This is a genomic window from uncultured Bacteroides sp. (assembly GCF_902491285.1).
GTDB lineage: Bacteria > Bacteroidota > Bacteroidia > Bacteroidales > Bacteroidaceae > Bacteroides.
In genome coordinates, this window is record NZ_CABUHK010000106.1 from 1 (window position 1) to 15,406 (window position 15,406).

Below are 15,406 nucleotides of genomic sequence, written 5' to 3' on the forward strand. Positions count from 1 at the left end.
AGAGATAATTTCATCCAGTTCGCTCTTCTTCTGTTCGAGGTCTTTTTGTCTTTCGTTCAGAATCTGTTCGTTCTTCACCACTTCAGCCTCTTTCTCTTCTCTGTCCGCAGAGTATTCCTTGATTCTCTTCTCGCAAAGTTCGATTTCCAATGTCTGGAACTCGATTTCTTTTGTCAGGAAGTCATATTCACGGTTGTTGCGGACATTGTCTTGCTGTGACTTATATTTTTCAACCGAAGCTTTAGCCGTTTCAATCTCTACCTTCTTGCCGGAAATAGCTGTTCTAAGTTCATCTACTTCAGCCTTAATCTTGTCGATACGAGTACTCAAACCGGCAATCTCATCTTCAAGGTCTTGCACTTCCAACGGAAGTTCACCTCTCAATGTCTTGATCTCGTCAATCTTAGACAACATAGTTTGCAGTTGGAACAGTGTCTTCAACTTCTGCTCTACTGTCAACTCATTCGGATCTTTTTTTGCTTCTCTAGCCATTTTACTTATAAATATTTTATGGGATTCGTATTTATTTTACTCAATTGGAGCGCAAAATTAGGAAATAAATCCCGGATTATAGAATAAAAAATCTCTTTTGTATATTGTTCGCTTTCGTAATGACCGATTTCTGCCATCAGGATATCTTCTTCATGGCCGAAATAATCATGATATTTAATTTCACCCGTAATAAAAACATCCGCACCTGTCCGGATTGCCTGCGGAAGCAGGAAAGCCCCGGCACCGCCACATAATGCCACCTTCCGTATTTCTCTGCCTGTCAATTTGTTATGACGCACACAGCCTACTTCAAAGGTTTTCTTGATGCGTTTCAGAAATCCGAGTTCCGTTTCCGGTTCGTCCAGCTCGCCTACAATTCCCGAACCTGCCTGTGTCCAGTCATTCTGCAACGGATACAAGTCGAATGCCGGTTCCTCATACGGGTGTACAGACAGTAATGTCTTGACAACTTCCACCTTCTTATATATAGGAAGAATGGTTTCGATTCTCACTTCATCTTCACGGTGCAGTTCTCCGACAGTTCCACAGAAAGGATGTGCTCCTTCGTTCGCCCGGAAAGTTCCCTCTCCTTTCAGATTATAACTGCATGAATCATAGTTACCTATGCTTCCGCATCCGGCTGCAAACAATGCTTCGCGTACAGCGTCTGCCTGTGCATTAGGAACAAAAGTCACTAATTTGACCAAGCTGTTCTCTTTCGGCTCGAGCACTTTCAAGTTCTTCAATCCTATTTTTTCGGCTATCTTATAGTTGACTCCACCCTGGGCATTATCAAGATTGGTATGTGCCGAATAAATTACAATATCATTCTTTATTGCTTTCAATATGCAGCGTTCCACATAATCCTTGCCTGTGATGGATTTATAACCTTTAAAAATGAGCGGATGATGCGATATAACGAGGTTGTACCCTAGCGCGATAGCTTCATCCAACACAGCTTCGGTAACGTCAAGACACAACAAAGCCCCTGTTGCTTCCGCATCTGTCAATCCGATTTGCAGGCCGGCATTATCAAATCCGTCTTGCAATGGCAGAGGCGCGAATCGTTCAAGGGCGCTTACTATTTCCTTAATTTTCATTATTGGTAGAAAATTTGGTTGCAAAGATAAGAAAATAAAAGGGAACAACCGCTCATTGTCCCGTTTTTTTTAGTAAATTTGTCGCATATACTATAACAATTGAATACGATGAAAGCTATCCTGCCCTATTTTCTACTAGCCATCCTAATCGTCTCCTGTCAATCAAGACCGAATGAAAACGGTGAGAAACAAGTTGCCGAAGGTATAAGCAACAATAACACGGAAGAGTGTATTGTGGATACAGTAAAAGCCACTGCTATCTTTTGGATAGACAAAACTGAGACGAAACACTGTAAGGAATGGGGCTTTCGCACCATTAAAGCAAAAGTGCTTGTCCATCAAAACGGAAAGGTTGATCTACAAGCCTTTGTCAAGAAGCAATCGCCGGACTTGGAGAAGTATATACGTCACCATCTCTCTAAATTTCAAGTCTCGGAGAAAATGCTGGAAGGCGGATATGTGCAACCGGGAGAACAGTTCGTACAGCTTCGTTGCTTGTATGAAAAACTCAAAGGAAAGTAAGTTGCTGGCGTTTCCCGCCATGGGAACTAGAGTTTCCCTAGTAGGAAACGCCAGTTTCCATAGATAGAAACTCCAGTTTCTCACCGCGGAAACTGGAGTTCCCAGCCTGGAAACGGGCGTTCCCGCGCAGGATACCGGCTCTTCGGATATAGCTCGTGAACTTTATATCCGGTGAAAAGAAACTTTTATTTATACTGTGCCATCGGTATGTGTTGCAGATACCTTTATCTGCAACCTATCTGCAACAGTATCTGCAACGCTGTAAGCTATTATATGACAGAGTGTTATCTCTGTTTTGTTGCAGATGGCAGATATTTTTTTATTTACCAAACTTTATAGAGGTTTTATTCTTGAGGGCATACCGTTCATCGACTACTCTGTCCGTAGGGAAAAAAGTGAAAATCAATCGCCATTCTCCTTCCCGATAGATAAATTTACGACCGCTTGCACCTTGAAGAATCGCCTTGTGCTTTTCCCGTAAAAAGGCTTCAAGATGTTCGGGCATCCCGCTACCCAATGCCGCAAATTCCACTGTAATAAAGAAATGCGGTATGGATATCCCGGCAACTTCCTGGAATATATGATCAATTATAGTCATTTCTTTGTTTCTTTCGATATTTCCAGGAGCTTCCCATATGCATCAAATGATTTTCGCGAGGCCAATGAAATGGTTATCATCAACGATAGCATGGATGCAGCGAATGTAATCACCATTATCATCATCTGATATTTAATGGCAACATTCGGAGTACTTCCGCCTAGAATCTGCCCAATCATTGTCCCCGGAAAAGCTACCAGTCCCATTACCGCAATATTGGCTATCAACGGACTGAATGATTTAATAATCGCCTGCCGGATAAACGGTGCCTGTGCTTCCTGTCTGGTTGCGCCGTTACCTAATAAATATCTATATAACTGTTGTTCACGTTTCAATCCGCTATAATAAGTATTCAAGGCGATAACATTGCTCGAAAGCATATTCCCCATCAAAATACCGAATATCGGAATAAAGTATTGGGCACTGAAAATATTATCCAGTTGAAGAACGACACCTATAAAATACAACCCCACCACCACGACACTACAAAGAAACCCGACGGAAATCGGAATCAGCAGAATACTGCGTTTTAACTGGGTACGTACCAAAGCCGTTTGTCCGGCTACGAATATCATAATAATCACCCAAAGGAAATTAATCCAGGGATTGTCCCACAAAAAAAGATATTTCAAATACATGCCGATGAAGAACAGTTGGATAATCATCCGCACTGTCCCAATCACGGCAGGTTTCAGTAATCCCGTCTTGAATTTCCATAGATAAAAGAACGGGATGGCAAGCAGAAGCAAGCCTATGGCCAAGTTATAATATGATATGTCAATCGTTCCCACGGTATGTATACTTACAATTCTAGCTGATTCGTGTTATAGTTCTATTACATAATGACATCCCGACGCAAAATCCTTGTCGTGAGACACTGCAAGTACGGCCGCTCCTTTTTCCGCCTGTCGCTGAAAAAAAGACACCACTTTATCTGTCGATCCGGCATCCAGTGCAGAGGTCGGTTCATCTATGATAATGAGAGGTTTATCAAGCATCGCAGCCACTGCAAGCATAATGCGTTGCCGCTGTCCGCCCGAAACCTCATTTACTCTTTTTGTATATAATTCATGTTCCAGTCCCAATTCGTCAAAGCAAGCGAAAAGCCTTTCTTCCGAGAAAGGAATCGAACGATTCACTTTCAACTCGAACGGCAGGGCAACCATCTCTTTCACCCATTCAAATGGCAATGCTAATTCTTGCGGAATCCACGCAATCTGACGCCGGACACTATCAATGGTGGATATGCCAAGTAATATTTCCCCCACTCGAATAGTCCCTTCTTTCAATGGTACGAATCCCATCACTGCATTCAGCAACGATGTTTTTCCGCAACCGGATTGTCCTACGATGCAGGCTGTTTCTCCCCGTTCCAGTTTCAGGTTGAAACCGGAGAAAAGCACTTCTGTCCCAAAGGTTATGCAGGCGTTATTGATATGTAACATGACGTTTTGAATTCTTTCTTTCCGGCAAAGGTACTATTTTCTTGAAAAACGTTATCTTTGCCCGACTAATTAATTCAAGAAAAGTTATGATACTGAACGAAAGAGACGCTCGCCATGAGCATATATTGCAGGTGGCACGTCAAATGATGACTGCCGCACGCACTGCTCCCAAGGGAAAAGGGATAGACATTATCGAAATGGTTTTAATCACTGACGAAGAGATTAAGCTATTGTCGGACACGATGGTAGCGATGGTGGAAGAACATGGAATGAAGTTTTTTCTACGTGATGCCGACAACATACTAAATGCCGAATGCGTTATATTAATAGGAACGCGCGAGCAAGCGCAAGGATTGAATTGCGGTCACTGCGGATTCGCAACTTGCGCCGGACGTACAGAAGGTGTCCCTTGCGCACTAAACAGCATTGATGTAGGTATCGCCATAGGTTCAGCCTGTGCCACGGCTGCCGATTTGCGTGTAGACACACGTGTGATGTTCTCTGCCGGACTGGCAGCCCAACGCCTGAACTGGCTGAAAGACTGCAAAATGGTAATGGCGATTCCGGTCAGCGCATCTTCCAAAAATCCGTTCTTCGACCGGAAGCCGAAACAGGAGAATAAAGATTAATACCGGTTGCCGGCGAATGAATAAACCGATTATATAAATAACTAAATAGAATAGTCTGATGGGAATTATGGTTGGACTGCCTAGTCCTAGTGGCTCGGAGAAAGATTTGCAATTGAATTTCGGTAAGAACATGACCGTACAAGTAGAAATGAGAGCTCCTCATTTGCCTGCCGAATGGCATATGCAAAGCGGCATACAATTGACATGGCCGCATGCCGGCACAGACTGGGCATATATGCTGGCAGAAGTACAAGAATGTTTCGTCAAGATAGCCAAAGAGATAGCGGAACGTGAGTTATTATTGATTGTCACTCCCGAACCTGAAGAAGTAAAGAAGCAGATAAGCGCTGTTGTCAATATGGATAACGTCCGCTTTCTGAAATGCGCTACCAATGACACATGGGCACGTGACCACGGAGCTATCACCATGATAGATACCGGTAATCCCTCGCTGCTTGATTTTACATTCAATGGCTGGGGATTGAAATTTGCATCCGAACTTGATGACAAAATCACTAAAAAAGCCGTAGAAGCCGGAGCCTTGAAGGGACAGTACATAGACTGCCTGGACTTTGTCCTTGAAGGCGGTTCCATAGAAAGCGATGGAATGGGAACTCTACTTACCACTTCCGAATGCCTGCTTTCTCCCAAGCGGAACGGTAAACTGAACCAGGTAGAGATAGAAGAATATCTGAAATCGACCTTCCATCTGCAAAAAGTTCTTTGGCTGGACCATGGCTATCTGGCGGGTGATGATACTGATAGTCATATTGACACTTTAGCACGTTTCTGTTCCACAGATACCATTGCTTACGTGAAGTGCACGGACGAAGCGGACGAACATTACGAAGCACTGCTTGCCATGGAAAAACAACTGAAAACATTCCGTACATTGGCAGGAGAGCCTTACCGGCTATTGGCCTTGCCCATGGCGGACAAGATAGAAGCAGATGGCGAGCGTCTGCCTGCCACATACGCTAATTTCCTGATTCTGAATGAGGCTGTCCTCTACCCGACTTATAATCAGCCGGAAAATGACAGGAGAGCCGGAGAAGTATTGCAACAAGCGTTTCCAAAACATCAAATAATCGGAATAGATTGTCGTGCTTTAATCAAGCAACATGGCTCTCTGCACTGCGTTACCATGCAATATCCGATGGGAGTTCTAAAATAATTAGGCATATTAAAAATAAATTATTCATCATGAGAAAGATAAAAGTCGGACTTATCCAACAATCCAACACTTCTGATATTCGGGTAAACCTGATGAACCTCGCTAAAAGCATAGAGGCTTGTGCCGCACATGGCGCGCAACTGATTGTGCTTCAAGAGTTACATAATTCACTTTATTTCTGCCAGACAGAAAACACAAACCTGTTCGACCTAGCCGAACCTATCCCCGGCCCTTCCACCGGATTCTATTCAGAACTGGCGGCAGCCAACAGAGTTGTTCTTGTGACCTCTCTTTTCGAGAAGCGTGCGCCCGGACTTTATCATAATACTGCCGTCGTTTTCGACCGCGACGGGAGCATTGCCGGCAAATACCGGAAAATGCATATTCCTGATGATCCCGCTTATTACGAGAAATTCTATTTTACTCCCGGAGATATAGGCTTTGAACCTATTCAGACCTCTCTGGGAAAATTGGGCGTATTGGTATGCTGGGATCAATGGTACCCGGAAGCTGCCCGTTTAATGGCGCTAAAAGGTGCTGAACTATTAATCTACCCTACCGCCATCGGCTGGGAAAGCAGTGATACGGACGACGAGAAAGCACGCCAGCTCAATGCTTGGATTATCTCACAACGTGCCCATGCCGTTGCAAACGGACTCCCCGTCATCTCAGTCAACCGTGTAGGACACGAACCTGACCCGTCAGGACAAACCAATGGTATTTTATTTTGGGGAAACAGTTTCGTAGCAGGTCCGCAAGGGGAATTCCTAGCGCAAGCCGGAAACAACCGGCCGGAAAATATAGTAGTGGAGATTGACATGGAACGCTCGGAAAACGTACGCCGCTGGTGGCCGTTCCTGCGCGACCGCCGCATTGATGAATACGAAGGACTGACTAAACGTTTTTTAGATTAGACTGAAAAGCGTACAGATATAAATAACAGAAAGGGCACAGAGTAAACTATAAATTTACACTCTGTGCCCTTTCTATATACTTTATTATTCTTTCTTATTGAAACGTCAGTTTCTTATTGGTCAGGAAATTTGTACCACCATAGATAAATAAACCCAGGAATTGTGCCAGATATTCATTTACATCCAGTCCTTCCACCAATAAAATAAGGAATAGAAATTGTGCCGTATAGGCTAGACCGAAAGCAGAGCAAAAGAGCAGTATCTGTTTCCAGAGACTGTTCTTTTTATTTTCTACAGGGAATATCCAATATTTGCACCAGATAAAGTTATGAATCTGAGCTATCAGGTACGCTGTTATATTAGCCACCATATAGTCACCGTTGAATGACATCTCTCTCATCATTAACCATACAACCAATGCCATAATCAGGGCATTCATTGTACCGATTACTATAAAACGGAATATGCGTACAGATTCTTTCACTCTCCTTCTTTGATATCAACAATCAAATTCAGCTCGTCAAGTTGAGTCTGGTCAATTGCGGATGGCGCATCCAACATTACATCACGTCCGGAGTTATTCTTCGGGAATGCGATACAGTCGCGGATAGAATCCAGACCGGCAAATAAGGACACCCAACGATCAAGCCCATATGCCAAACCACCATGAGGAGGTGCACCATATTTAAAGGCATTCATCAGGAAGCCGAACTGTGCCTCTGCCTTCTCAGGAGTAAATCCCAAAATCTCGAACATCTTCGCCTGCAACTGTGCATCGTGGATACGGATAGAACCACCACCTACTTCAACACCGTTGACAACCATATCGTAAGCATCAGCGCGCACTGCTGCCGGATCAGTATCCAACAATGGAATATCTTCTTCCTTCGGATGCGTAAACGGATGATGCATAGCCATCAGGCGGCCTTCTTCTTCGCTCCATTCGAACATCGGGAAGTCGATAACCCAAAGGCAAACGAACTTATTCTTGTCACGCAAGCCTAATTGAGCTCCCATTTCCAAACGGAGTTCACAAAGCTGTTTACGTGTTTTCATCACATCATCACCGGACAGAATCAGAATCAAGTCACCCGGTTTAGCACCAAATGCTTCCTTCATCTGCTGAAGAACTTCTTGTGTATAGAATTTATCCACACTTGATTTTACTGTACCGTCTGCTTCCACACGGGCATAAACCAACCCTTTTGCACCAATTTGAGGTTTCTTCACAAAGTCAGTCAAGGCATCCAGTTGCTTACGGGTGTAAGTTGCAGCGCCTTCTGCACAAATACCACCTACATAAGCAGCATTGTCGAATACGGAGAATCCGTGTCCTTTCATGATATCCATCAGTTCCACGAACTTCATGTCGAAACGTAAGTCCGGCTTGTCGCTACCATAACATTTCATGGCATCAGCCCAAGCCATACGCTGGAACGGTTCGGTCAGTTCTACCCCACGAAGAGTCTTGAACAGATGTTTTGCCATCCCTTCGAAAGTGGTGATAATATCTTCCTGCTCTACGAAACTCATTTCACAGTCAATCTGTGTAAATTCCGGCTGACGGTCGGCACGCAAATCCTCGTCACGGAAACATTTAGCAATCTGGAAATAGCGGTCGAAACCGGAAACCATCAATAATTGCTTTAAAGTCTGCGGTGACTGCGGAAGTGCATAGAATTGTCCCGGATTCATTCGGGACGGAACAACGAAGTCACGTGCACCTTCCGGGGTAGAACCGATCAGAACCGGTGTTTCTACTTCGATAAACCCAAGGCTGTCGAGATATTTGCGAACTTCGATTGTCATTTTGTGGCGCAGTTCCAAATTGGAACGGACAGCGTTACGACGTAGATCCAGGTAACGGTATTTCATACGGATATCATCACCGCCATCTGTATTATCTTCGATCGTGAACGGTGGCGTCATAGCAGTGTTCAGTATGTTCAACTCGGAAACGATGATTTCAATGTCTCCGGTAGGAATGTTGGCATTCTTACTGAAACGTTCGTTCACTGTTCCTGTGATTTGAATGACAAATTCACGCCCCAATTTATTGGCACGCTCACAAAGTTCTGCATTGATTTCTTCGTTAAAGACTAATTGAGTAATTCCGTAACGGTCGCGAAGGTCAACGAATGTCATCCCTCCCATTTTACGACTACGCTGTACCCAGCCGGACAGCGTTACTTGCTTGTTAGCATCAGAGATTCTCAGTTCTCCACAAGTGTGTGTTCTGAACATATATTTTTTTATTTAAACGATTATCACTCGCGTTTTTATTTTGGCTGAACCAAAACTCCGCAAAAGTACGCAATAATTTGTAATTCGTGATTAGTTATCCGTAATTTTCTCAGACTTTCTTTGTCAGCTTTTTCAATATTTTCTTGTTTCTGTCTGTTATATTGTCAACAATGGCTTCATTCATCAGTTTGATGCCATTCATATACTCTTGCGCTCTTTGAAGCACATTTGCCGCATCTTTTTCCGCAGCACGCGGCACTACTACACGCAATCCTCTTTGAATTAACTCAATATTTACATCGGCGTCCGTCTCCATGGGGTCACCGTCGAAATGCACCACGCCCGGAGTTGTCCGCCGAATACATAACTTCTTGCAACGGAAGGTCTTGATACGGCTATTCTGGTCGATTGTTTTATTAAATAACTGAAAAGCAAGCGAAGGTACATCCAAAACAGTAAACGGTTCTAATATGGTGACATCCAACAAACCATCCGTCAACGTGGCTTGCGGAGCAATATAAGCATTATTTCCATATTGTGACGCGTTTCCGCAGGCAATAAGAAAAGCCTTATATTTGGACACTCCGTTTTCAGTTTCCAGTTCGTAGGTTTCCGGCTGATACTTAAGACTTTCTTGCAGCGTTTTTTCCAAGTAAGTCAACAATCCCCGTTTACCGGCATGCGCAAATTTCAGACTGACAAAAGCATCAAATCCCACTCCGCAGGTACAGAAGAAATCTGTTCCGTTAATCTTACCATAATCTATTATATCCGTACATCCCGCGTTCAGCACTTCCAATGCTTTTTTCGGTTCCATAGGTATATGCAGATGCCGCGCCAGTCCATTGCCCGACCCACAAGGGATAATGCCCAATGCAGTATCAGTATGTACCAGCGAACGAGCTATTTCGTTGATTGTCCCGTCTCCACCGATAGCCACTGCCACGTCCGCTTTTTCTTTCGCAGCTTGGGCGGCTATCTCTACTGCATGACCGGCTCTCTCTGTATACACTACTTCCCAAGAGTATTTCGTCTTGTCTATTTTCTCATCCAGCAAGTTAAGAATCAATTCTTTACTTTGTGTTCCTGAAATAGGGTTGACGATGAATTTTATTTTTTTCATACTTTCGTTCATGCTATTCTTGTCGATTGTAGACGACAAAAGTAATATAAATATCTTAAATTTTAATCTATTAGAGGTTTCTAATCTCAAGCGAGCAACTTTTTTCTCTTAAAAAGAACAGATGAAAGCAAAAATTGTTATCTTTGCCCCCTGTTTTAAACACTTGTTAAGATAAAAGGATATTAGACCGTCAGCGAATGGTCTGAGTATATGAGTATTATAAATTATAATTCATGGGATTATTACAAGAGAAGTTAGCTAAATACGACCTGCCACAAAAATTTATGGCACAGGGCGTTTACCCATATTTCCGTGAGATAGAAGGAAAACAGGGTACAGAGGTAGAGATGGGCGGACACGAAGTATTGATGTTCGGTTCCAATGCATACACTGGCCTTACGGGAGATGAAAGAGTTATTGAAGCTGGTATTCAAGCCATGCATAAATATGGTTCCGGATGCGCAGGGTCGCGTTTCTTGAATGGTACGCTTGACCTGCATGTCCAACTGGAAAAAGAACTGGCTGCTTTCGTAGGCAAAGATGAAGCTCTGTGTTTCTCTACCGGTTTTACGGTAAATTCCGGAGTTATTCCTGCTTTGACAGACCGCAATGATTATATCATCTGCGATGACCGTGACCACGCATCCATCGTAGACGGCCGTCGTCTCTCTTTCTCCCAACAATTAAAATATAAGCACAACGACATGGCTGATCTGGAAAAGCAACTTCAAAAGTGCAATCCGGACTCAGTGAAGCTAATCATAGTGGACGGTGTGTTCTCTATGGAAGGTGACTTGGCAAACTTGCCCGAAATCGTACGCTTGAAGCATAAATACAATGCTACTATCATGGTGGACGAAGCTCATGGTTTAGGTGTATTCGGTAAACAAGGACGCGGCGTTTGCGACCATTTCGGTCTGACTCACGAGGTTGACTTGATTATGGGTACTTTCAGTAAATCACTGGCTTCTATCGGTGGCTTTATTGCCGCTGATTCTTCAATCATCAACTGGCTGCGTCACAATGCGCGTACTTATATATTCAGCGCTTCCAATACTCCGGCTGCTACTGCATCTGCTTTGGAAGCTCTCCATATCATCCAAAACGAACCGGAAAGACTTGAGGCTCTATGGGAAGCTACCAACTATGCATTGAAACGTTTCCGTGAAGCCGGTTTTGAAATCGGTGCGACAGAATCACCTATCATTCCTCTTTATGTACGTGATACGGAAAAGACTTTCATGGTTACGAAATTAGCTTTTGATGAAGGTGTGTTCATCAATCCGGTTATTCCGCCGGCATGTGCTCCACAAGATACATTGGTGCGTGTGGCATTGATGGCTACTCATACAAAAGAGCAAATTGACAGTGCTGTAGAAAAGCTGACAAAAGCGTTCAAAGCCTTAGACCTTTTATAATCAGCATTTAGAATCCTAATAAAAAAAGCTATTTTCCTTTATCAAATCAGGAAAATAGCTTTTTTATTTATTAAATAAGGGTATACTCACATATTAATCACATTCTTTCTGTTTCGCATAGCGAATCTCCATTCCGCGATTATTCAAGACTAACGAATCAGCCATCAACTTTTTAATCTCCATTGTATCTATAAACTCAATAGTCTGTCCATTACCAATACTTTTCCCTGACAGAATCAGCTTATCGCCTTCTTGCTTCCAGTTTTCATAAACCAATGTAGCCATATTAACAGAAGATGCAGCACCACCCTCTTCTATCTTAATACCTTGCATTTGTCCTTCCATACCCGGTACAGGCTCTACCCATACACCTACAACTGAAGTAGAGTTACCGCTACATGCAACCAATAATCCCGTCAGCAAAATTGCCGCCAACATTTTCTTTTTCATAATTTCTGCGTTATTGTTAGATTAATTATTTATTCCGGCTTTTCTTTCCTATCACAATTACTTTTTGAGCGGTCGGTATAGTACTTGATCCGGGTTCTTCCTCTTCTTCTATATAATTCACTCTTACCGTATCTCCCAGTTCAAAACCAGCAATATCGTTCGGATCCTGATCCATTGTACTAATAAAGAGAGTATCTCCTTGCGGAGTAATTAGCATAAAGTTATTCATCGAAGCATCTCCCACAACTCCGGTTATTGTTTTTTCTTCTTCTGTTGGAACAACAGGCAGACTGCCGTCAGCCACTATCTCCCGCTCTGCCGCTTGCTTACTTTTTGATTGACATGCACTAAAACCAATCACAACAGCAAACAATAAAAAAACGTTCATTCTATTCATATACATTCTCTTATTTGAAAAAAGTTGGAATAGTGCAAAGATAATTTTTTCCAATTGTCTTTTAAAGTAAAAACGGTGAAATCATTGCATTAATTTATAGACTCATTCAGTCTTTATTGTTTCCGAAGGATTGCTTAATGCTGTATGATACCCGTTAAAAACGACAGTGACAAAAGTTACAAACACAAGTATGACAATAGGTATTACAAACACATCTATCCCCCAAATTGCAGGATATACAAATTGTCCTCTCCAATATCTCATTAAAACAAACACTATCGGAACAGCTATCACATAAGCAAATAAGATATAAAGAAAAAATGGGCGGTTCAGCAATAACAGAATTTGCAATGAAGAGGCGCCGTGTACTTTCCGGATGGCAATCTCCCTCTTTCGCTGTTCTACTGCATACCAGGTTATTCCAAAAACGCCAAAGAGAGTCAGAAATAAACTGATTATAGCATAAGCTAAAAATAATCGTGAGAATTTTACCATATCCATGTTGTCGGCCAGATATTGCTGATACGTATCTACATAAATAAAAGAATGTCCCGGATAATGTTTCCCCCATAATTGCCGGAGAGCTTTCATCGTCTTGCTGTGTCTGCTTTCATCTATACGGCATGAGATAAAAGTAGACTGATTTACAGGCACCTCTTGGAGTGTAATCTGCATTGGAGTTATTTCCATATTGAGCGAATTCAATCTAAAATCCTTAAATACACCAATAATAGTTCCCTCACCCATATTATCCTGATTATATTTACTTAATGTTTGCCCTACGGGGTCCTCTCCTGATGAGACAAAGAGACGCACAAATGTTTCATTCACTACAACCGGATTAGCTGTTTTAGGCAATAAATCTGCTAGCTGTTCAGGGCGAAGGAAATCTATATTGAACAAGTCCAATAGTTCGGGACATTCGGTCAATAATACTTTCATCACCATTGTTTCCTGACCATTTTGTTTCACCGGAATAGCAATACTAGGCGGATTAGTCATACAATTCTTTGACAATACAGCCATCTGAATACCCGGCATTTTTTTAATATCATTATACAAAGGAATGGTTGGAACAGAATGTTCACTACCTAAAACAATCACTCCTTTATATTGCTCTCCCTGTTTTTCTATTGCAGAAAGCTGCGAGCGTATCATCATAAAAGCCGTCATTAATCCGATAGAGATAATCAATTGTAAGCCGACAAGAACAGCTACCAGCCTTTTTCTCTTTCTTCCTAGAAAGAATTGGCAATATCCACTGATAGATATTCGATTCAGTTTTTTTGCCATATATACAGCCGGCACAACCGCTAATACCAAAACAAATAAAAGAATTAATGGTAAAACCTTCCATGAAAGAATAAAACTAAAAGTCAGATGAGTGTCAAAGGAGTAGTTAAAGAGAGAAAGCACATCCCCCATCACCAGAATAGACAGAACAAAAGCTATAAATACGGTCAAGAATGTATCGACAAACAGTTGCCGGCAGATATAGGAATGAGAAGCTCCCATCAATGTCTCGACATGAAGCATATTTACCTGTTTCAGAAGACGGGAAAAACTAAGATTCACATAATTGAAACAAGCGATAAATAAAATGAGTAATGCCGATAACAGCCCTATGCTAAGTAAAACTAATTGTCTATGAGAGAATGATTTTGTAGACTCTGCCAACTCCGTATCGAAATAAGAATCTTGTAGTGTCTGGAGTCGATAATATCCTTTCCCTAAAAGTGCCGGTAATTCTGTCGCTTGAAAACGTTCCTGGAATGTTTTCAAGTTAGTCCGTTTTTTCAAGAGAACCATGCAGGCAGTTCCTTCTTCATTTAAATTCAGAGAACCGTCCAATACATCAATCTGAAGAGCAGCTTGCGCGTAGGGCTTAAACACAGCTGAAATTCTTTTCATTTCAACTTTATCCCCATAAATGATAGACACCCCCCGACCTATACAATCACGTGTCCCTGCTAATTGCAAGGCTTTCTTTTCACTTAACGCAATACAGTCCGGCTTCATTAAAGCTTCTTTTATATCACCGGATACTGTCTGATATGGAAAAAAATCACAAAATGAGCTGTCAACTTCTACAACTACCTGCGCTGGGAATTGCTGTCCGTCAACTTCTATATTAGTCGCCCATTTCTCGTTAAACCGGAGATATGACTCAATCTCCGGAAACGGAGCAATAATATCCTGAACAGCGCCTCCATAAACAAATGTCCCCTGTCTGTCTTGCATAAACGGCAATTGTTGAGTCAAACGCAAAATCCGGTCTTTATTAGGATTTCCACCCTCAACCGTATATTCATGAATAACAAACGATACCAAAAGATTGGTACAGGAAATGCCAATAACAAGGCTCACCAAAGATATAACCGCAAAGAGTTTATTACGCCACCAATTTCTAAATATCAGTTTCAATAGTACGAGATTTTCCATCATTTACTTATTTTTCATTAAAAGGGAAAAAGCCTGAATTGTATAGGTGAGTAAACGACTGTCTCCGCTCAAAACAGTGATACTGAACATAGAAATAAAACTGGGATCAACTTTTAATTGAAACATCTCAAATTCAGCTTCTTCATACTTTACACTGTTTCCATAAGCATATTTTATATGACACGCTTTCTCCACTTCCGGACAGTTCTTTAGTATATAATCAGCCAATAAGATCGATGAATTCAGAGAAAAGCCATCTCCTACAAGACGAAAACGATTACCTGCCAGATAAATACGTTCCGCACCTTCATGAAAATTATCATAAGTCATTTCATAACGAATCCATAAAGTTGACAATGCAAAGCATACAAAGCCTGTTGCCAATCCTAAAATACTAACAATACTTTGCACCTTATATTTCGCCAGATTGCGGAAAGCTACTTTTAGATAATGTTTTA

General features: G+C 42.1%; 15 protein-coding genes and 2 pseudogenes. 5 read left to right on the forward strand and 12 right to left on the reverse strand.

Translation table 11 applies throughout. The features are described from left to right. Positions 1–492, reverse strand: a pseudogene (locus RDN93_RS19700) (HalX domain-containing protein); the annotation flags it as partial. A 5-nt stretch (positions 493–497) separates the two neighbouring features. After that, the gene (locus tag RDN93_RS19705) at positions 498–1,592 is read right to left on the reverse strand and encodes a Nif3-like dinuclear metal center hexameric protein (protein ID WP_308747067.1); all 1,095 of its coding nucleotides are present in this window, start codon (positions 1,590–1,592) and stop codon (positions 498–500) included. Between the two features lie 108 nt (positions 1,593–1,700). Between RDN93_RS19705 and RDN93_RS19710 the strand changes: the two genes are divergently transcribed. Continuing rightward, positions 1,701–2,114 (forward strand): DUF4891 domain-containing protein, encoded by a 414-nt coding sequence (locus RDN93_RS19710; protein WP_308747068.1) that lies wholly within the window; start codon positions 1,701–1,703, stop codon positions 2,112–2,114. Between the two features lie 319 nt (positions 2,115–2,433). Here the strand turns inward: RDN93_RS19710 and RDN93_RS19715 are convergent, their stop codons facing one another. The 3 genes from RDN93_RS19715 to RDN93_RS19725 are packed head-to-tail and all read right to left on the reverse strand — an operon-like array spanning position 2,434 to position 4,157. Further along, complete coding sequence (locus tag RDN93_RS19715; protein WP_308747069.1) at positions 2,434–2,712, reverse strand: hypothetical protein; 279 nt, start codon at positions 2,710–2,712, stop codon at positions 2,434–2,436. Beyond that, positions 2,709–3,503, reverse strand: a complete 795-nt coding sequence (locus RDN93_RS19720; RefSeq protein WP_308747070.1) for an ABC transporter permease — start codon at positions 3,501–3,503, stop codon at positions 2,709–2,711. The genes RDN93_RS19715 and RDN93_RS19720 overlap by 4 nt, the downstream gene beginning before the upstream one ends. Before the next feature lie 33 nt (positions 3,504–3,536). Beyond that, complete coding sequence (locus RDN93_RS19725) at positions 3,537–4,157, reverse strand: ATP-binding cassette domain-containing protein (protein ID WP_308747071.1); 621 nt, start codon at positions 4,155–4,157, stop codon at positions 3,537–3,539. Positions 4,158–4,243: 86 nt separating this feature from the next. Between RDN93_RS19725 and RDN93_RS19730 the strand changes: the two genes are divergently transcribed. The 3 genes from RDN93_RS19730 to RDN93_RS19740 are packed head-to-tail and all read left to right on the forward strand — an operon-like array spanning position 4,244 to position 6,874. Next, on the forward strand, positions 4,244–4,786 hold the full coding sequence (locus tag RDN93_RS19730; protein ID WP_308747072.1) for a DUF2148 domain-containing protein: 543 nt from the start codon (positions 4,244–4,246) through the stop codon (positions 4,784–4,786). 58 nt (positions 4,787–4,844) lie between these two features. Further along, positions 4,845–5,960 carry an agmatine deiminase family protein gene (locus RDN93_RS19735; RefSeq protein WP_308747073.1) on the forward strand — a complete coding sequence of 372 codons (1,116 nt, stop codon included), beginning with the start codon at positions 4,845–4,847 and terminating at the stop codon, positions 5,958–5,960. A gap of 29 nt (positions 5,961–5,989) precedes the next feature. Continuing rightward, entirely contained in the window at positions 5,990–6,874 is an 885-nt protein-coding gene (locus RDN93_RS19740; protein WP_308747074.1) for a carbon-nitrogen hydrolase, read from the forward strand. A 94-nt stretch (positions 6,875–6,968) separates the two neighbouring features. On the opposite strand, the gene RDN93_RS19745 is transcribed toward RDN93_RS19740, so the two are convergent. From RDN93_RS19745 to RDN93_RS19755, 3 genes are all read right to left on the reverse strand, one after another. Then, on the reverse strand, positions 6,969–7,358 hold the full coding sequence (locus RDN93_RS19745; RefSeq protein ID WP_308747075.1) for a GtrA family protein: 390 nt from the start codon (positions 7,356–7,358) through the stop codon (positions 6,969–6,971). Continuing rightward, on the reverse strand, positions 7,355–9,118 hold the full coding sequence (gene aspS, locus RDN93_RS19750; RefSeq protein WP_308747076.1) for an aspartate--tRNA ligase: 1,764 nt from the start codon (positions 9,116–9,118) through the stop codon (positions 7,355–7,357). Before aspS ends, RDN93_RS19745 begins: the two co-directional genes overlap by 4 nt. A gap of 109 nt (positions 9,119–9,227) precedes the next feature. Further along, complete coding sequence (locus tag RDN93_RS19755; RefSeq protein ID WP_308747077.1) at positions 9,228–10,253, reverse strand: diacylglycerol kinase family lipid kinase; 1,026 nt, start codon at positions 10,251–10,253, stop codon at positions 9,228–9,230. A gap of 221 nt (positions 10,254–10,474) precedes the next feature. Between RDN93_RS19755 and RDN93_RS19760 the strand changes: the two genes are divergently transcribed. Continuing rightward, the gene (locus RDN93_RS19760) at positions 10,475–11,659 is read left to right on the forward strand and encodes an aminotransferase class I/II-fold pyridoxal phosphate-dependent enzyme (protein WP_308747078.1); all 1,185 of its coding nucleotides are present in this window, start codon (positions 10,475–10,477) and stop codon (positions 11,657–11,659) included. Between the two features lie 93 nt (positions 11,660–11,752). On the opposite strand, the gene RDN93_RS19765 is transcribed toward RDN93_RS19760, so the two are convergent. From RDN93_RS19765 to RDN93_RS19780, 4 genes and pseudogenes are all read right to left on the reverse strand, one after another. Next, complete coding sequence (locus RDN93_RS19765; protein WP_308747079.1) at positions 11,753–12,109, reverse strand: lipocalin family protein; 357 nt, start codon at positions 12,107–12,109, stop codon at positions 11,753–11,755. A 25-nt stretch (positions 12,110–12,134) separates the two neighbouring features. Beyond that, positions 12,135–12,560: a hypothetical protein gene (locus RDN93_RS19770; RefSeq protein WP_308747080.1), complete on the reverse strand. Its 426-nt coding sequence runs from the start codon at positions 12,558–12,560 to the stop codon at positions 12,135–12,137. A 48-nt stretch (positions 12,561–12,608) separates the two neighbouring features. Further along, positions 12,609–14,951 (reverse strand): FtsX-like permease family protein, encoded by a 2,343-nt coding sequence (locus tag RDN93_RS19775; protein WP_308747081.1) that lies wholly within the window; start codon positions 14,949–14,951, stop codon positions 12,609–12,611. Between the two features lie 164 nt (positions 14,952–15,115). Further along, a pseudogene (locus RDN93_RS19780) lies at positions 15,116–15,406 on the reverse strand (ABC transporter permease); the annotation flags it as partial.